The organism is Myroides profundi (assembly GCF_000833025.1).
Lineage (GTDB): Bacteria > Bacteroidota > Bacteroidia > Flavobacteriales > Flavobacteriaceae > Flavobacterium > Flavobacterium profundi_A.
In genome coordinates, this window is the sequence record NZ_CP010817.1 from 3751764 (window position 1) to 3770465 (window position 18702).

An 18702-nucleotide genomic window follows, 5' to 3' on the forward strand; every position below is an offset into this window, starting at 1 on the left:
TAAAGTCGTTATGCTGATAGTTGTCTACCTTTGTATACACTGTCGATAACGACTTTTTTTTATTAACTCATTAATACTCTTTTAAAATGGCAAATATTACTGCTGCAGAAGTAAATAAACTAAGACAACAAACAGGTGCCGGAATGATGGACTGTAAAAAAGCTTTAGTTGAAGCTGAAGGAGATTTCGATAAAGCTATCGAAGTTTTACGTAAAAAAGGACAAAAAGTTGCTGCTAACCGTTCTGACCGTGAGTCAAGCGAGGGTGCTGCTGTAGCTTTAGTTAATGCAGACAAAACTAGAGGTGTAGTTATCACATTAAACTGTGAGACTGACTTCGTAGGTAAAAACGAAGGATTCCAAGCTTTAGCAAAAGAATTAGCTGAGAAAGCTATCAACTTTAACACTAAAGAAGAATTCTTAGCTTCTCCATTCGATGATACAATGACTGTTGCTGAAAAATGTGTTGAGCAAACAGGAGTTATCGGTGAGAAAATCGAGATCGGTTCTTTCGAAGTATTAGAAGGTGCTTTCATCGGTTCTTACGTTCACGGAAACAAAATCGCTGCTATCACTGCTTTATCTGAAGCTGTTGCTAAAGCTGACGAGATTGCTAAAGACGTATCTATGCAAGTTGCTTCAATGGGTGCTGACACATTATCTTACAAAGATTTTGACGCAGAATTCGTTGCTAAAGAAACTGAAGCTCGTATCGCTGTTATCGTAAAAGAAAACGAAGAATTAGTACGTTTAGGAAAAACTCTTAAAAATGTACCTCAATATATTTCTTACGCTCAACTTACTGAAGAAGTATTAAAACAAGCGGAAGAAGATGCTAAAGCTGAATTAAAAGCTGAAGGTAAACCAGAAAACATTTGGGATAGAATCTTACCAGGTAAAATCCAACGTTTCATCAGTGACAACACTACTTTAGACCAAGAGAAAGCATTATTAGACCAAAACTTCATTAAAGATGAGTCTAAAAAAGTTGCTGACTATGTAAAAGGTTTCAACGTAGAAATCACTGGATTCAAAAGAGCTTCTTTAGGTTAATCAATAACCTTTTAGCAATATTTAGAAAAGCCTCAGTTAATTCTGAGGCTTTTTTTTATTACTTTTACCTGACACAACTAATTTTATTATGAAATTACTAAAGAACAATCTGTTAATTCAGATCATTATCGCTATCGCATTAGGTAGTGTGTTAGGAAACTATCTACCAGAGTCAATAGGTAGAATATTCAGTACTTTTAATAGTATATTCGGAGGCTTTCTAGGCTTCTCTATCCCGCTTATCATTTTAGGGCTAATCGTTCCTGCGATTGGTAACATTGGTAAAAATGCAGGTAAATTACTTATCATTACCACAGCTATTGCTTATGGTTCTACCCTATTCGCAGGTTTTATATCTTATGGAGTGAGTATATCGACATTCCCAAGTATACTAGCGACAGAACAAATGGGAGATATAACAGAATCAACAAAGAACCTAGCTCCTTACTTTAATATCGAAATGCCTCCAATGTTTGATGTCATGAGTGCATTAATCATATCATTTATATTAGGGATAGGAATCTCTAAAGGTAATTTCAAATACTTAGAGGGTGTTTTTAACGACTTTCAGAGTATTATCATGTCATTAATCAATAAGGCTATTATTCCTTTCTTACCGCTCTTTATTTTCGGTATATTCTTGAATATGACTTATAACGGACAAGTATTCATAGTACTAGATACCTTTATAAAAATCATAGGAGTGATCTTTTTACTACACATCTTCGTCTTACTATTCCAATACGTAATAGCAGGTACGATAAGCAAGCAGAACCCTATCAAGCTAATGAAAAATATGTTACCTGCGTACTTTACAGCTCTAGGGACACAATCTTCTGCAGCAACAATACCTGTAACATTAGAACAAACATTAAAGAATAATGTAGATCCTAAAATAGCTGGATTTGCTATACCTTTGTGTGCGACAATACACTTAGCAGGTAGTACATTAAAAATTGTAGCGTGTGCTGTTGCATTAATGTTAGTACAAGGACAAGCTGTAGACTTTATGTTAATGGTTGGTTTTATCTGTATGTTAGGAGTTGCTATGGTAGCAGCACCTGGTGTACCAGGAGGGGCTATTATGGCTTCTTTAGGAGTACTAAGTTCTATCTTAGGATTTGATACAGAACAACAAAGTTTAATGATTGCACTATATATCGCTATGGACAGCTTCGGTACAGCTTGTAACGTTATGGGGGATGGAGCTATCGCTATTATAGTAAACAGAATATCTAAAAACACAGCTATAACAGAAGCATAATGTTCTAGCGAATTCATAATTATGTACGAGAAAACATATCCGAGTAAGAGATTTAAAAAGACAATGGAATTTGTCAATAAGCACATTTCAAAAGACTCACAAATATTAGATTTAGGTGTAGTTAACCCACTAGCCAAAATAATGAAAGAAGATGGCTATACAGTAATCAATACTTCTGGTGAGGACTTAGACGAAGATCAGAGTGTACTTCTAAATACTGATTATGATGTACTAACAGCTTTTGAAATTGTAGAGCATTTACTAAATCCTTATACGGTATTAAAGTCGTGTAAAGCTTCTAAAATAATGATTTCTGTTCCTTTGCGTTTGTGGTTTAGTACTGCATATAGAAGTAAAACAGATATGCTAGACAGGCATTATCACGAATTTGAAGCTTGGCAATTAGATTGGCTAGTAGAAAAAGCAGGGTATAAAATCGTAGATAGAGATATGTGGACACACCCTATCAAAAAACTAGGGATACGCCCTATATTTAGATGGTTTACCCCTAGGTATTATATCGTTTATGCTGAAAAAATATAAGTATACAAACGCTGAGGAATTCCCTCAGCGTTTTTTTATTATATCATGTTATCCCTACACCTAATTTGCACAGTTCAAAAAAAGACCTATATTTGCCTCAAGCTTTAGGGGTGTCTACAAGACTTTGTAGGCTGAGACTTCACCCTTGGAACCTGATCTAGTTAATACTAGCGTAGGGAAAAGTAAGATGACTTCATTAAATAGGTACGTTCGTACCCTATTGTAGCCATTCCTAAAGTTATATATCTAAACGAAAAGGAATGGAACTAAAAATCAACAATCAACAAGTACTATTTGACACGGATACCTTGAGTATTCAGGCTATGTTGGATATTTATCATCCACAGAAACAAAAAGGGATAGCGGTAGCTGTGAACCAAACTGTTATTGCTAAAACCCTATGGTCTACTCATCACTTATCTACTAGTGATGATATCTTAATTATAACTGCTACACAAGGTGGTTGATTCCATTCGTTTAAAAAACTAAATAACTCATAAAACTAAAAGACAATGGAACAACACAGTATCTCACAAACCCCTTTCCCTAACTCAAAAAAAGTGTACATCAAGGGAGAGCTCTTCCCAATAGAAGTAGCGATGAGAGAGATATCTCTTAGCAACACTAAACTAACTAATGGCGGTACAGAAGAGAATCCTCCTGTAACCGTATATGACACATCAGGTCCTTATACAGATCCAAATATTACGATAGACATACGCAAAGGTATTCCGCGTCTACGCGAAGAATGGATACTAAATAGAGAGGATGTAAATACATTATCTTCTATCACATCAGAATATGGTAAAGCTAGATTAGCAGATGAAAAACTAGATCACTTGCGCTTTGAATTTAGACATAACCCAAAGGTTGCTAAAGGAGGAGCTAATGTTACTCAACTACATTATGCTAAAAAGGGAATCATAACTCCTGAAATGGAATATGTAGCCATCAGAGAAAACCAAAGAATAGAACAGCTGAACAACGCAACCTCAGCCATAAAGCAACAGCATCAAGGCAATAGCTTCGGTGCCAATACTCCTAAAAACTTTATTACTCCGGAGTTCGTTAGAGAAGAGATTGCTAGCGGACGTGCTATCATTCCTAATAATATCAACCACCCAGAAAGCGAACCTATGATTATAGGCCGTAACTTCTTAGTGAAAATCAATGCTAATATTGGAAATAGTGCTGTGACCTCATCGATAGAAGAAGAAGTAGAGAAAGCAGTATGGGCATGTCGTTGGGGAGCAGATACGATTATGGACTTATCAACAGGTAAAAATATTCACGAGACAAGAGAGTGGATTATACGCAACTCTCCAGTACCTATCGGAACAGTACCTATCTACCAAGCATTAGAAAAAGTAAAAGGAATAGCCGAAGATTTGACATGGGAGATATTTAGAGATACCCTGATTGAACAAGCAGAACAGGGAGTTTCTTATTTTACCATACACGCTGGAGTACTACTACGTTATATTCACTTGACTGCTAATCGAGTGACAGGTATTGTATCTCGTGGAGGATCTATTATGGCGAAGTGGTGTCTATTCCATCACAAAGAAAACTTCTTATATACTCACTTTGAAGAGATATGTGAGATTATGAAGCAATACGATATAGCGTTCTCTCTAGGTGATGGACTAAGACCTGGTTCTATCGCAGATGCTAATGATGCAGCTCAATTTGCAGAGTTAGAAACACTAGGTGAACTAACTAAAATCGCGTGGAAACACGATGTACAGGTCATGATAGAAGGGCCAGGACATGTACCTATGCACATGATTAAGGAGAATATGGAAAAGCAATTACGCGACTGTGGTGAAGCCCCTTTCTATACATTAGGCCCTTTGACTACAGATATAGCTCCAGGTTATGATCATATCACTTCAGCTATCGGAGCAGCTATGATAGGATGGTACGGAACGGCTATGCTATGTTATGTAACACCAAAAGAACACTTAGGCCTACCTAACAAAAAAGACGTGAAGGATGGAGTGATCACCTATAAACTAGCTGCTCATGCAGCAGACTTAGCGAAAGGACATCCTGGAGCACAATACAGAGATAATGCACTGAGTAAAGCCCGCTTTGAATTTAGGTGGGAAGACCAATTCAACTTATCACTAGATCCAGACACAGCAAGAGAGTTTCACGATGAAACACTACCTGCTGATGGTGCTAAAGTAGCTCACTTCTGTTCTATGTGTGGACCTAAATTCTGTTCTATGAAAATATCACAAGAGATTAGAGATACGGCAGAACAAGGAATGCGCGAGAAGTCAGAAGAGTTTATAGAATTAGGAAAAGAAATATATCTATAAAAGAGAACAGAGATGGTGGTCATAACCTACCCTACTCCTATAGAAAACGAGACAAGTCTTATCAACAAAATGTTTGAGAAAGGCTTGCCTCTACTTCATGTTCGCAAACCGAATATGTCCTATGAAGAGCTAGTAAAATGGGTGAATAATATCAATAATTACTACCATCAGTACTTAGTTATACACATACCAACAATAGTTATTAACAACAATGAACACGTTTTTAAACAATATAAAGCACTTATCAACAAGATAAACAGTACTTACACACACTTATCAACAAGCAATTGTTTATATGTTAATAACTATAGTGTAGAATTACCTAAGTTATCAACATCTGTTCACTGTATAAGTGAGGTTAATAAGTTATCAACAAACATAGACAGAACATTCATCAGTCCTATCTATCCTAGTATATCTAAGAGAGGGTATGTCTCCACTATTGATTGGACAGAAGAATTAAAGCAAAGAACTAACAACAGAGTAACCTTAGTTGCTCTTGGAGGTATCACTCCTTTTCACATCGAATCCATTCATACAATGGGATTTGATGATTATGCCTTATTAGGAACAATATGGGAAGCTAAGCAACCCTTAAAACAATTTGAATTATGTCAATATTACGACCAATTGCATTGGCAATAGCTGGCTTTGACCCTACTAGTGGTGCTGGGGTTATGGCAGACATCAAAACATTTGAACATCATCAAGTATACCCCATGGCGGTGCTATCTGCTAATACGATACAGACAGAAGATAACTTTATCCATGTAAGATGGGAAGAAGAATATACTATCCGCCAATTATCTGTTATACTTGAGAACTACACTATAGTAGCTGTAAAAATAGGTATTGTCAAAGATCTAGACACATTGAAGCTATATGTGGATACTATCAAAGGCTTGTCTCCAACGACCAAAGTTATTTGGGACCCTGTATTGCGTTCATCTAGTGGTTTTGACTTTCAGACTATTGAACTAATAGATTCTTTAACTACTGTATTACAACAGATAGATCTTATCACACCAAACTGCCTAGAGATACATCAATTAGTCACTACGAATGACGATGCTCTTCAAAAAGCACAGCGATTAAGTCAATACTGTGATGTACTGCTAAAAGGAGGACATAATCCTAATGCATTGGGCTTTGACTACTATGTGAGTAAAGAGGTGATACAAACTATACCTCCAACTCAGCTATCTGATTATCCTAAACACGGTTCTGGCTGTATATTATCCTCTTCGATAACAGCTAATATTGCAAAAGGAGATCACACATTGACAGCTATTCAGAAGGCTAAAACTTATATAGAGACATTCTTCAATTCTAATCACACCTTACTCGGATATCATGCTAAATAAAATACAATACATCAGTCATGGAGATACTCCACAAGAACAATTATATCACATAGAAACTGTATTAGGAGCAGGACAACAGTGGATACAGTATCGCTTCAAGAATACGACGAATACTACCCTGTGGCAAACAGCAGAACAGGTCAAGAAGCTATGCGAACAATATCAAGCTACTCTGATCATTAATGATCATGTAGACTTAGCTAAAGCCATAGAGGCTGATGGTGTTCACTTAGGACTTACTGACCTAAACATCACACAAGCCAAAACCTATTTACCTAACAAGATCATAGGAGGTACAGCTAATACAATAGAAGATATCCAACTTAGACATGCAGAAGGTTGTGATTATATCGGTCTAGGCCCTTATCGATTTACCACTACTAAACAGAAGTTGAGTCCTATACTTGGTCTAGCAGGTTATCAACAGCTCTTAAAACAGATGCAGAAACTAAATATCAACATCCCCGTAGTAGCTATAGGAGGAATACAACTAGAAGATGTAGAAGACTTAAAACAAGCAGGGCTACATGGCATAGCGATATCTGGTTTACTTCAAAACAGCACTGATAAAAAAACATTACTACAACAACTAAACAATATACTCAAATGAATACACAACCACTTACAATAGCGGATAAGACCTTTCAGTCACGCCTATTCTTAGGAACTGGTAAATATGGTTCTAACGCAGATATGGAAATCGCTACATTAGCATCCGAAAGCGAGCTAGTTACAGTCGCTCTGAAGCGAATAGACACGACCACTGACACCAATGCTATACTCACTCATCTACAGTACCCACATATCCACCTTCTACCTAATACATCAGGAGCAAGAAATGCTAAAGAAGCAATCTTCGCAGCACAACTAGCTAGAGAAGCACTAGAGACCAACTGGCTTAAACTAGAAATACACCCAGACCCTAAATACCTACTTCCCGACCCTATCGAAACCCTAAAAGCTACAGAAGAACTAGCCAAACTAGGTTTTATTGTCTTGCCTTACATACACGCAGACCCTGTATCGTGCAAACGACTAGAAGAAGTAGGTACAGCAGCAGTCATGCCTTTAGGAGCACCTATAGGTACCAATAAAGGGTTGAAAACAATGGACTTCTTAGAAATTATCATTGAGAATAGTAAAGTTCCTGTTATTGTAGACGCTGGTATCGGAGCGCCTTCGGACGCAGCTAAGGCTATGGAGATAGGCGCTGATGCTGTACTTGTCAATACTGCCATAGCAGTAGCTGGTAACCCTGAACAAATGGCTACTGCCTTTAAACTCGCTGTCAGAGCTGGTCGCCTAGCGTATGAGGCTAAGCTAGCTACTGTAGTAAATCACGCTCAAGCTTCTAGTCCACTAACTGCATTTCTAACAGAATAAACTATGTCCTTTATACAAACTTATGAACAATACGACTGGGAAGAGATTAAGAAAACAATCTATGAGACAACCTCTACACAAGTAAAACAGAGCTTAGCTAAGAATAAGAAGACCCTCAAAGACTTTATCCATCTTATCTCTCCTGCTGCTACACCCTATCTAGAAGAGATGGCTCAGCAGAGTCAACAGCTTACTCAGAAAAGATTTGGCAAGACGATATCACTATATGCTCCGATGTATCTGAGTAACGAGTGTAATAATATCTGTACGTATTGTGGCTTCAGCTTAGATAACAACATTCGTAGAAAGACTCTCTCTCCACAAGAAATAGAACAAGAAGTCAAAGTAGTTAAAGCGCAAGGGTATGATCATATTCTACTCGTAACAGGAGAAGCTAATCACGTAGTCAATATCAATTACTTCAAACAGAGTATAGAACAGATACAGCAGTCTTTTTCTACCATCTCTATAGAGGTACAACCCCTAAAACAAGATGAGTACGAACAGCTAGCTGATCTAGGTGTATATGCTGTACTAGTATATCAAGAGACCTACCATAAAGAGGTATATAAACAATACCACCCAAAAGGGAAGAAATCTAACTTTGAATATAGATTAGATACTCCTGATAGAATAGGGAGAGCAGGCATACATAAGATAGGGCTAGGCGTTCTCCTAGGTCTAGAAGACTGGCGAGTAGATAGCTTCTTTAATGCGTTACATATCGACTATCTACAAAAGACTTATTGGCAAACGAAGTACTCTGTATCCTTCCCTAGACTAAGACCTGCAGAAGGCGTTATAGAACCTAACTTCATCATGGAAGATAGAGACCTCATACAGCTCTTATGTGCATACAGAATATGGAATGAAGACCTAGAGATATCTATCTCTACCCGTGAGAGTGAGATACTGAGAAACAATGTATTTAAACTAGGGGCTACTACCATGAGTGCTGGTTCAAAAACGAATCCAGGAGGATATAGTGTGGCAGAAGACTCATTAGAACAATTTGAGATCTGTGATACTAGAAGTACATCAGAGATATATCACCTGATAAAAGAAGCAGGATATGATCCTATATGGAAAGACTGGGATAAAGCCTATCAATAACAAAACAATTGTAGTATGGATACAACAGATTTCTTACGATATAACAGACAGATGAATCTACCTGAAGTAGGTATAGAAGGTCAGATGAAGATAAAACAAGCTAAGGTATTAGTAATAGGTGCTGGAGGGTTAGGTTCTCCAGTGCTAACTTACCTTGCTAGTTGTGGTGTAGGTACACTAGGGGTAATAGACTTTGATACTATAGAACATCACAACCTTCACAGACAAATACTATTTACGGAAGCTGACATCAACAAAAACAAAACTAGTATAGCCAAACAACGCATCGAACAAATAAACCCACATATCCACTTTACAATATACGATGAACAGTTAACCTCTGATAATGCAGTATCTATTCTGGGTTCATTCGATATTATCGTAGATGGTAGTGATAATTTTAGCACACGCTATCTAGTGAATGACACATGTGTAACCTTAGACAAGACACTAGTCTACGGAACTATTATGGGATTTGAAGGTCAGGTGAGTGTGTTTAATCATCATAACAATGCCAACCTCCGTGATCTCTTCCCTGAACCACCTGCTCCAGAAGATGTTCCTAACTGTAGTCTTAATGGGGTACTTGGTACATTCCCTGGTATAATAGGGACTATCATGGCTCATGAGACACTGAAAGTTATCTTAGACCTTCCCTCACTTTCTGGTCAACTTCTTATCCTAAACACATTGACCTGGGAAATAAACAAACTGAAGTATGGTAGCGTTACCTATTAGGTAAATATTCTAGAAATACCTCTCTAGGTATCTCATAAGCACCTAAAGAACTTAGATGATCATTATATACTTGACAGTCTAGTAGCTTATATTTTTTATCTCTTAGATATTCACATAAGTAGATAAAAGCTACTTTACTAGCATTTGGTACGAAGGAGAACATACTCTCTCCACAGAACACAGGTTTCATATCTACACCATAGAGACCACCTACCAGTTCTCCATCTTGCCAAACCTCTACAGATTTAGCGATGCCTAAGTCATGTAGATTGCAGTATGCCTTGATCATATCATCTGTAATCCAAGTACCTAACTGCCCATCGCGCTTAGCGTTCTGACAATTATTAATTACATCTGCAAAACAAGTATTAAAAGTAACTGTAAATATATTTTTCTTTAAGATACTACGCATACTCTTAGAGATATATACCTCTTCAGGCTCTAGCACCATACGCATACTAGGAGACCACCATGTAATAGGCTCTCCATCTTCAAACCAAGGGAATATACCTGACTTATACGCTAATATCAATCTATTAGCTGATAAATCACCTCCTATGGCTAAAATTCCAGATTCATGCGTATTATCTACTGCTGGAAAGTATAAGTAATCACTGTCTAAGACTGTTATCATAAGCATAAAAAAGTCCCTAAGAATAATCTTAGGGACATCTTAAAAGAATATTTTTTAGAATGGTAAATCATCGTGATCTTCCTCCATATAGCTTGAAGCAGGAGGAAACTGTTGTCCCATATTACTTTGTCCTTGGTTAAAACCTTGTTGGTTTTGGTTTTGATTGAACCCTCCCATTTGTTGAGATTGAGTATTCTGAGCAAAACCTTGTTGTTGATTTTGGTTAAATCCTCCTTGTTGTCCTTGGTTATTTTGAGCAAAACCACCTTGTTGCCCTTGATTAAACCCACCTTGTTGTTGAGCTTGATTGTTCTGAGCGAAACCTTGTTGTTGGTTAGATTGTTGTTGCATACCAGCATTTCCGTATTGAGACTGCATATTATCTTGTTGTCCCATATATGGTTGTTGGTTTTGTCCCATATTACCACCTTGTTGAGCTGGCATCATGTGCTCTATTCTCCACCCTTGGATTGTATTAAAGTATCTGATTTCTCCTTGTGGACTTTGCCACTCTCTACCTCTCAAATTAATAGATACACGTACTTGCTCACCTACTTGATAAGAGTCTAATAAACTTACTTTATCTTGTGTAAACTCAATCATAATGTGCTGAGGATATTGCTCTTCAGTAGTCACTACTACTTCTCTCTTTCTGAATGATGAACTGATATCTTGTGTATGTCCAATTAATTTGATTCTTCCTGTAACTTCCATTTTAATCTCTTTTTTTAATTACAATCTATTTGGCTAAAATTGTTTTCCAAGCCAAAGGTACATTATTTTCTTCTAAATATTTTTTTGCTAATTTAAATTTATTGATTTGATTCTTAGCAACCAAAATTTCTTTTAACTCTTCATTTGCATTCACAAAAGAAGCAACCTCCTCTTCAGTAGGCAGCTGCTCTACATTACCTAATATTCCAAGGTCATTACCAGAAAATACTCCACTCTCCACTACTCCTTCTGGTAGTGCATCTACTCCTAGGCCTAGTGTAGTCAATGGTTTTTCTACTTCGAATATACCATCATTCGCACGAGTATACCAGTTCGCTCCCATACGTGCTACTAGATCTATCTTATGCTGATCTATCTGTCCGTTCTCATCTAATATATCCTCATTGACATGTATTTTTACCACCTCACAGATCACTAGATTACCAGCACCTCCATCATTACCCAGTCCGATTACCTCCTGTACAACACATTCATACTGCACTGGACTTTCTTTAACTCTGAATGGTTTCACGATATCAGATGGCACCATAGTCAATCCTGATTTGACAAACTCATTCACCCCATCCTTATACTCTGTACTAGATAGAGAAGTCTGCTGTACCATATCATAAGTCACCACATTAATCACTACTTGTAGATTAGCTTGTACATTAAATAGGGTATGCTTATTCGTATTATCTCTAACACGTCTAGACGGAGAGAATACCAATATAGGCGGGTTAGTACTCACCATATTAAAGAAGCTAAACGGAGACAGATTAGGTCTACCATCAGCATCTACGGTACTTGCTAGTGCTATAGGACGAGGTCCGATAGACGTTTGCATTAATCTCTGTAATTCTACTACAGATATATCTTTAGGTTCTATAGATTTCATATATATATTTAGTTGACGAAAAGTAAAGTTACAAAAGCTTTTAGGAACGATAAAATTTTTAATACTTCATTAAACTAAATTCAATTCATTTATTTTAATTACTTTTAAATGTTCATAAAACCCATATCAGAACTTGAGAAGTAAAAAAGAAATATTTCGTTGGTCAGTAATTACTGCAGCCTTAATCACCTTATTAGTCATCCTTTGGAACACGTATTCCTTTTTTCAAACCTATAAGACAGAGGAGAGAACCAAGATGAAAATCTGGGCAGAAGCGCTGAATACACTTGATATAGCCACTTCTATAGAAGCTGACGTTTCTCTACCTTTTCTGATCATTATGGAGAATAAGACTATCCCTATCATCCAGACAGATGAGCATGATAAAATCATCTCTCTAAATAATATAGATGAACAAATAGTCAATACGCCTGAGAAAAAACAAGCCCTATTGCGCAAACTGAAGTTTCAGAACCCACCTATTATCCTAAAGGTAGGTAAACAAACTCAGTATGTCTATTATGGTAACTCTTCCTTACTGACCAAGCTAAAGTACTATCCTGTAACACTAGTACTGATATTCTTATTCTTCACAGTACTGTTATTCTACTTCTATAGAAGTAATAAAATCGCTACTCAGAACAAGCTATGGACAGGAATGGCGAAAGAAACAGCCCATCAGATAGGTACACCTCTATCCTCACTACTAGGATGGGTAGAGATCATGAGATTAGATAATATAAGTCCTGAGATCACTGAAGAGATAGAAAAAGATGTCAAAAAACTTCAGATAATAGCGGATCGTTTTTCTAAGATCGGGTCTATACCGAAGTTAACGAATGTAGATATCGTATCAGAAACGAGAAAGTCATTTGATTACTTCTCCCTGAGAAACTCTAAGCAGATTATCTTCACACTAGACTGTCCTGACTACGAAATTAATATTCCTCTAAACAAGGAATTACACAGCTGGACCATAGAGAACCTAATCAAAAATGCTATCGATGCCATGAAAGGAAAAGGGAAACTAGCTATCCTGATCCAAGATACTGAGAAGACTGTCAATATTTATGTAACAGATACAGGAAGTGGGATACCAAAGAAGATGTTTAATAAAATCTTCGAGCCGGGATACACGACTAAGAAACGTGGATGGGGGCTAGGACTATCTCTAACAAAGAGAATTGTAGAAGAATTCCAAAATGGAAAGATTAAAGTAACGCAATCAGAAATAGGTAAAGGAACTACATTCTGTATCACATATCACAAAAAAAAGGCTGACCTATAATCTAGACAGCCTTTGTTACATTATCCATACAGTCTTATAAATGACTGTTAATAGCTTTAGCTACACTCTCAAACTCTTCTGGAGTTAGCTTTTCTTTCTTAATGAAACGCATATCATCCATTTCTTGAAGAGGGATTAAATGCACATGTACGTGAGGTACTTCTAACCCTACTACTGCCATCCCTACTCTCTTACACGGTACAGCTAACTCTAAAGCCTTAGCCACCTTACGAGAGAACCTCATCAATTCCATATAATGATCCTCTTCCATATCAAAAATCTTATTGATTTCCTTTTTTGGAATACATAGCGTATGTCCCTTCGCATTCGGATTAATATCTAAGAACGCAAGGAAATTATCATCCTCTGCTACCTTATAGGCAGGGATCTCTCCAGTAATGATTTTAGTGAAAATAGAACTCATACTATATTTTTTAAAATTAGTCTCTAGTGATTTCTAGAATCTCGAACTTCATGATTCCATTAGGAACTTGGATTTCCGCTACATCTCCAACAGATTTGCCTAGAAGTCCTCTTCCGATAGGTGAAGTTACTGAAATTTTTGCAGCTTTTAGGTCTGCTTCACTTTCAGCTACTAATGTATAGGTAATCTCCATTCCATTAGCTTGATTCTTTATTTTCACTTTAGATAATACTAAAGCTTTAGACATATCTAACTGAGATTCGTCTATCAACCTAGCATTAGCTACTACTTCCTCTACTTTTGCTATTTTTAGTTCTAATAAACCTTGTGCTTCCTTAGCGGCATCATACTCTGCATTCTCAGATAAGTCTCCCTTATCTCTCGCATCTGCAATAGCTTGAGATGCCTTTGGACGCTCCACACTCTTCAACTGCTCTAACTCGTCTTTTAGTTTTTTAAGACCCTCCGCAGTATAATACGAAATCTTACTCATAATTAACACGTTTATATAAATAGAAAAAATCCCATAAAAACGGGATTCTTCGCTATAAAGATATTTTTATTTTTATCGTTAAATCAATAATTAACTGTTCTACTATATTTGTCAAAGTTAAATAATTAAATTTGTTTTTCAAATAGTTTATTAAAATGAAGAAATTATTTCTAATCCTATTTACTTTACTAATATCTACAGCATGTAGTAAAAGTGGTAGTGGGTATCACAACCCTTATCTACCTAATGTAAAAGTCAATCTTATGGTAAATCTGTACCAAGCAGATGCAGACTTCCTAAGATATCAGAACGGAACTTATGTAACCTATAATCACGGTATTATAGGTGTAGCAATATTCAACGCTGGCTCACAATATTTCGCTTATGATCTAACCTGTCCTGATCATGCGTTTGACCCTGTCACGTCTAGATTAGTACAAAAAAAGCCTAACGATCCGTATGTATACTGTACCAATAAACTTCAGCATAATGGAGAAGAACCTGCCTTCTATCTAGGCAACGGACAGTCTATAAAACCAGGGCTACAATACAACCAACTGAAGCCTTATCCTGTAAGGAAAAGTGGTGATAATATCTTCGTAACTTACTAATAAGTAAATCCTATCAATCTATATCAATACTCCTTCATCGGAGTATTTTTTTTGTACATTACTCTCTTGTGGAGATGGTTCGGGTAGAGATTTAGTACAGTTCGGTAAACATCCTCTCAACCCAAGTAAATACTAGTTATTACCGAATAACTTCCGAACAACATAAAAACAAAAAAGAATAAACACCTGTATTTCAATCATTTAAAACAAAAAAAATTCTCCATTATAAGTCAAAAAGAGCAAATAGAGTCATTCTCTCCATATCAGTTCATTATACCTCATAAGACCTACAGCATCTTACTAACAGCAACATTACGATAAAACAAAACCAAAAAAAACCACCATATCGCTATGGTGGTCTCTATAAATAATCTAGCCTATTAGATTGTTTATTAATATGGATTAGAACTTAATAGTCAGTCCTGCCAAGATATTAAACTCTGCCTGTGGATAATATGATGGTCCCCATTCTGGGTCATAATATCCATTAGACATATATTTTACATTAAATATATTATTTGCCAATACAGATACACCTACTGATCGTACCCATCCTTTAATCGGGAACTCATAAGTAGCACTTAGATCGTTGATAAAATATGAATCAAGCTTTGATTCCTTAGCATCTAAGTTAGCCATATATTGTTCTCCTACGAACTTCGTTAGAAGAGATACACTCATCCCCTCTACAGGTAAATACGTAATGGCATTAGATGCGATAAAATCAGGAGAGAACGCGATATTCGTAGTACCTAGATTTATAGGTAGTCCATCTACAGTCGTCATAAAGTTCTTATTCTTATTAGCACTAATAGTCATACTAGGTGCCCAATATAACTTATCTAATATTCTCACATTCGCATCGATCTCGATACCCGCTCTATAACTATCACCACTATTTGCTCTTAACATAGCTCCTACATCGTTTATTTCTCCTGTTAAAATAAGTTGGTTTCTATACTTCATATAGTATGCGTTCACATTCACAGTAGCACGGTCTCCTTTAAATCTCCATCCTAGCTCATAGTCATCCATGCTCTCAGACTTAGGTTTTCCTTCGCCTTCGTAGTCCTTTCTATTCGGCTCTCTATTCCCTTTAGCATAAGAGAAATATAGTTGGTTCGAATCATTCAGCTGATAAGTAATACCTCCTTTTGGGTTAAAGAAGTTAAATTTATCATCTACTAACCCTGTCTCGATACCATTAGCCTCATAAGTAACACGTCTATACTGCATATCTCCATATAAGCTCCACTGATCAGCGAACTGCCAAGTAGCTTTCGCATAGAAGTTAAGGTCTGTCTTTACAGCATCGTCTCTGTAGTACTCATAGTTAGGTGCTATCTTCACGGGCTCTCTAGTCCACAACACATTACCGAAGTGGTCTCCTTCATATTTATTCGCTCCTCCCCCTACTATTACATTAAGCTTATCCGTAGTATAGTTCGTATTAAACACCATACCGTAGAAATGATTCGCTAAACTCTTCTGTCTGATAAGGTCTGTCTTATTTACCTCCTTACCGTCTACGATGATAGGTTGGAATCCATAAGTCTTAAACTTCTGGTTCGTCTTATAGTTCTCATAATATCCATCGCCCTTAGTATAGTGAAGTGATACGTTAGATGACCATGCTGGTGACCACTTCTCGCTCCAATGTAGCTGATAGTGTGTCTGAATATAATTATCCGTTTCATTGTCATAGAACTGCGTATTACCTTGATCATCCTTATACTTCCCTGCAGGGTTATAGCGACGACCGTACTTATCTATGTCTTCCTGAGATACACCATTCCACGCTTGATAAGTCTTCTGCTTACCACCGAATACCACAGCCTTTACTAACGATGTCTCACCTACATACACTCCTTGTAAGTAGTATGACTTCATCCTAGAAGACGCACGATCTATATACCCATCAGACTTCATATCTGATAGACGACCAGCAATCTCAAACTTATCATTGATCAATCCTGTGCTAAACTTCACAGTAGACTTACGCGTATTATAACTTCCAAAAGAATTAGAGATTTCTCCATTCGCCTCATGTGAGAAGTCATCTGTCTTTAGATTAAGACTCGCACCGAATGCGGCTGATCCGTTAGTAGAAGTACCTACACCACGCTGTAACTGTAGATTCTGGACAGATGATGTAAAGTCTGGCATATTTACCCAAAACGAACCTTGTGACTCTCCATCATTATAGGGAATCCCGTTTAAGGTCACGTTGACACGTGTAGCGTCTGATCCTCGTACTCTGAAGCTAGAGTAACCTATCCCGTTACCAGCATCTGTAGTAGTCACTACTGAGGTCATATAAGACATGATGGTAGGGATATCTTGTCCGAGATTGCGCTTTCCGATCTCATTCTTAGACAAGTTAGCATAAGCGATAGGCGTCTTCTCATCTGCACGAACAGCTGATAATACGATCTCGTTAAGTGTTGATTGTTGAACAGAATCTTTAACTTGTTTCTCTTGTGCATAGGTCGAACTTGCACAAACAGCAGTTAAAAATAAAGATTGAAGTAATGTTTTTTTCATTCGTAAAAAAAATATCTACAAATAAAAGGGGCAATTATTCTTATTAATTAATAATTACACTAGTCCACAACAGTTCTAGAATGAACTGTATATACTCCCTTGGCAGCATTACCCGCCCAGGTTCTATGGGTATGATCTCAGCCGTACGGCACCCCTTTGAGATTTATGGTACAAATATAGGCTGTTTTTCAAGAGAAAAACAACTATATCTAAGAAGAAGAGATGTTTAACACCTTTTTGGTTAAAACACTCTCTTTCTCAAGGCTTTCTTTAAAGAATTCTGTTGTTTATTGTCTTTTCTTTTTTGCAATACTCTACGAGGAGTTTTCGTCTCTCTACGTTCTTTCTCGATGTGTAGTCCTATCGCTAATAACTGAAAGAAACGATCAATAACAATCTCTTTATTCTTAACCTGACTACGTGTATTATCTGCGTCTAGAATAAGTACACCTTCTTTATTAAATCTATTTTTCAGACGTTCTAATAGCAGTGTTCTCTCTTCTTCTGTTACTCCTTGAGAGTTTAGACAATCCCAAGATAGAACCACTTTAGACGATACTTTATTTACATTCTGACCACCAGCTCCACTACTGCGTACAGCCTTAAATGTCAATTCTCTTTCTATTATTTCTCTAAGCATTTTTCTCTATTTATTGTTTTATACCACGATATATAAGCCATCGTAGCTAATACTGTAAAGATAGCAAATTGTACTGCTAATATCCCATATCCTCTATAAGCATATAACGGAACAGAGATAATATCTCCTATGATCCACAGTGTCCAGTTCTCTATCTTCTTTAGTGCCATATAGTACATTCCTGTGAAGAAGATACCTGATGTGATAATGTCTATATAGTTCTCAGGTAGGATCTCTTTGCCAGAGAAGTGATAAACGCCATAGATGATCACAAGAGTAACTGCGAATATGATAAGTCCTTTCATTTTCTCACTGGTGTTCGTACGACTAATCTTTAGAAGAGTATCTCCGTCTTTCTGTCTAGACCAGTTATACCAACCATATACACTCATGATAGAGTAATATCCATTCAAGATCATGTCTCCATAATATCCTATCACATAGAGTAAGTAAACAGTGATAATCGTAGCAATAATGCCTGTAGGATAGACAAGGATGTTCTCCTTACCCGCATACCATACACTCATAATCCCAAAGATAAATACTATAGATTCTAACACTATCTGAAGCGTACTAGCCTCTCTATATGCTCCAAAAAAAAAGTCAATCATAACAAATACACTTAAAATAAAAAACCGCACTCTTCATGGAATGCGGTTCAAAAGTATAATA

At 36.9% G+C, this 18702-nt stretch carries 21 protein-coding genes and 1 riboswitch; of the genes, 13 read left to right on the plus strand and 8 right to left on the minus strand.

The window, feature by feature from the left end; translation table 11 throughout:
* Positions 1 to 86: 86 nt before the first annotated feature.
* The 11 genes from tsf to MPR_RS16690 all read left to right on the plus strand — a co-directional run bounded on the left by tsf (position 87) and on the right by MPR_RS16690 (position 9784).
* Positions 87 to 1052 (plus strand): translation elongation factor Ts, encoded by a 966-nt coding sequence (gene tsf / locus MPR_RS16640; protein WP_041894516.1) that lies wholly within the window; start codon positions 87 to 89, stop codon positions 1050 to 1052.
* A gap of 88 nt (positions 1053 to 1140) precedes the next feature.
* Positions 1141 to 2316, plus strand: coding sequence for a dicarboxylate/amino acid:cation symporter (locus MPR_RS16645; RefSeq protein ID WP_041894518.1), 1176 nt, complete (start codon positions 1141 to 1143; stop codon positions 2314 to 2316).
* 63 nt (positions 2317 to 2379) lie between these two features.
* A complete protein-coding gene (locus MPR_RS16650; RefSeq protein WP_041895611.1) occupies positions 2380 to 2859 on the plus strand; it encodes a class I SAM-dependent methyltransferase in 480 nt (159 codons plus the stop codon).
* A gap of 96 nt (positions 2860 to 2955) precedes the next feature.
* Positions 2956 to 3055, plus strand: a riboswitch (TPP riboswitch).
* A gap of 64 nt (positions 3056 to 3119) precedes the next feature.
* Positions 3120 to 3326 (plus strand): sulfur carrier protein ThiS, encoded by a 207-nt coding sequence (gene thiS, locus MPR_RS16655; protein ID WP_041894520.1) that lies wholly within the window; start codon positions 3120 to 3122, stop codon positions 3324 to 3326.
* Between the two features lie 45 nt (positions 3327 to 3371).
* The gene (gene thiC, locus MPR_RS16660) at positions 3372 to 5186 is read left to right on the plus strand and encodes a phosphomethylpyrimidine synthase ThiC (protein WP_041894523.1); all 1815 of its coding nucleotides are present in this window, start codon (positions 3372 to 3374) and stop codon (positions 5184 to 5186) included.
* Positions 5187 to 5198: 12 nt separating this feature from the next.
* The gene (locus tag MPR_RS16665) at positions 5199 to 5831 is read left to right on the plus strand and encodes a thiamine phosphate synthase (protein WP_041894525.1); all 633 of its coding nucleotides are present in this window, start codon (positions 5199 to 5201) and stop codon (positions 5829 to 5831) included.
* A complete protein-coding gene (locus tag MPR_RS16670) occupies positions 5798 to 6550 on the plus strand; it encodes a hydroxymethylpyrimidine/phosphomethylpyrimidine kinase (RefSeq protein WP_041894527.1) in 753 nt (250 codons plus the stop codon). The genes MPR_RS16665 and MPR_RS16670 overlap by 34 nt, the downstream gene beginning before the upstream one ends.
* Entirely contained in the window at positions 6540 to 7160 is a 621-nt protein-coding gene (locus MPR_RS16675; protein ID WP_041894530.1) for a thiamine phosphate synthase, read from the plus strand. The genes MPR_RS16670 and MPR_RS16675 overlap by 11 nt, the downstream gene beginning before the upstream one ends.
* Positions 7157 to 7933: a thiazole synthase gene (locus tag MPR_RS16680; RefSeq protein WP_041894533.1), complete on the plus strand. Its 777-nt coding sequence runs from the start codon at positions 7157 to 7159 to the stop codon at positions 7931 to 7933. The genes MPR_RS16675 and MPR_RS16680 overlap by 4 nt, the downstream gene beginning before the upstream one ends.
* A gap of 3 nt (positions 7934 to 7936) precedes the next feature.
* Positions 7937 to 9046: a 2-iminoacetate synthase ThiH gene (gene thiH, locus MPR_RS16685; protein WP_041894536.1), complete on the plus strand. Its 1110-nt coding sequence runs from the start codon at positions 7937 to 7939 to the stop codon at positions 9044 to 9046.
* 15 nt (positions 9047 to 9061) lie between these two features.
* Positions 9062 to 9784: a HesA/MoeB/ThiF family protein gene (locus tag MPR_RS16690; RefSeq protein WP_041894538.1), complete on the plus strand. Its 723-nt coding sequence runs from the start codon at positions 9062 to 9064 to the stop codon at positions 9782 to 9784.
* On the opposite strand, the gene aat is transcribed toward MPR_RS16690, so the two are convergent.
* The 3 genes from aat to MPR_RS16705 are packed head-to-tail and all read right to left on the minus strand — an operon-like array spanning position 9774 to position 12030.
* A complete protein-coding gene (gene aat / locus MPR_RS16695; RefSeq protein WP_041894542.1) occupies positions 9774 to 10424 on the minus strand; it encodes a leucyl/phenylalanyl-tRNA--protein transferase in 651 nt (216 codons plus the stop codon). The genes MPR_RS16690 and aat overlap by 11 nt on opposite strands.
* 48 nt (positions 10425 to 10472) lie before the next feature.
* Complete coding sequence (locus tag MPR_RS19070) at positions 10473 to 11132, minus strand: DUF3127 domain-containing protein (protein WP_041894544.1); 660 nt, start codon at positions 11130 to 11132, stop codon at positions 10473 to 10475.
* Between the two features lie 25 nt (positions 11133 to 11157).
* Positions 11158 to 12030: a flavin reductase family protein gene (locus tag MPR_RS16705; RefSeq protein ID WP_006262284.1), complete on the minus strand. Its 873-nt coding sequence runs from the start codon at positions 12028 to 12030 to the stop codon at positions 11158 to 11160.
* 133 nt (positions 12031 to 12163) lie between these two features.
* Here MPR_RS16705 and MPR_RS16710 point away from each other — a divergent pair, with 133 nt between their 5' ends.
* A complete protein-coding gene (locus MPR_RS16710) occupies positions 12164 to 13318 on the plus strand; it encodes a sensor histidine kinase (protein WP_041894547.1) in 1155 nt (384 codons plus the stop codon).
* A gap of 34 nt (positions 13319 to 13352) precedes the next feature.
* Here MPR_RS16710 and MPR_RS16715 read toward each other — a convergent pair whose 3' ends face one another.
* Positions 13353 to 13742: an HIT family protein gene (locus MPR_RS16715; RefSeq protein ID WP_006259750.1), complete on the minus strand. Its 390-nt coding sequence runs from the start codon at positions 13740 to 13742 to the stop codon at positions 13353 to 13355.
* Between the two features lie 16 nt (positions 13743 to 13758).
* Positions 13759 to 14235: a transcription elongation factor GreA gene (greA, locus tag MPR_RS16720; RefSeq protein ID WP_006259751.1), complete on the minus strand. Its 477-nt coding sequence runs from the start codon at positions 14233 to 14235 to the stop codon at positions 13759 to 13761.
* Between the two features lie 155 nt (positions 14236 to 14390).
* Between greA and MPR_RS16725 the strand changes: the two genes are divergently transcribed.
* A complete protein-coding gene (locus MPR_RS16725) occupies positions 14391 to 14846 on the plus strand; it encodes a Rieske (2Fe-2S) protein (RefSeq protein ID WP_041894549.1) in 456 nt (151 codons plus the stop codon).
* 402 nt (positions 14847 to 15248) lie between these two features.
* Here MPR_RS16725 and MPR_RS16730 read toward each other — a convergent pair whose 3' ends face one another.
* The 3 genes from MPR_RS16730 to pnuC all read right to left on the minus strand — a co-directional run bounded on the left by MPR_RS16730 (position 15249) and on the right by pnuC (position 18641).
* Positions 15249 to 17390: a TonB-dependent receptor gene (locus MPR_RS16730; protein WP_041894552.1), complete on the minus strand. Its 2142-nt coding sequence runs from the start codon at positions 17388 to 17390 to the stop codon at positions 15249 to 15251.
* Between the two features lie 241 nt (positions 17391 to 17631).
* Positions 17632 to 18030: an alternative ribosome rescue aminoacyl-tRNA hydrolase ArfB gene (gene arfB, locus MPR_RS16735; protein ID WP_006259754.1), complete on the minus strand. Its 399-nt coding sequence runs from the start codon at positions 18028 to 18030 to the stop codon at positions 17632 to 17634.
* Positions 18015 to 18641 carry a nicotinamide riboside transporter PnuC gene (gene pnuC / locus MPR_RS16740; protein ID WP_041894555.1) on the minus strand — a complete coding sequence of 209 codons (627 nt, stop codon included), beginning with the start codon at positions 18639 to 18641 and terminating at the stop codon, positions 18015 to 18017. The genes arfB and pnuC overlap by 16 nt, the downstream gene beginning before the upstream one ends.
* Between the last annotated feature and the right edge of the window lie 61 nt (positions 18642 to 18702).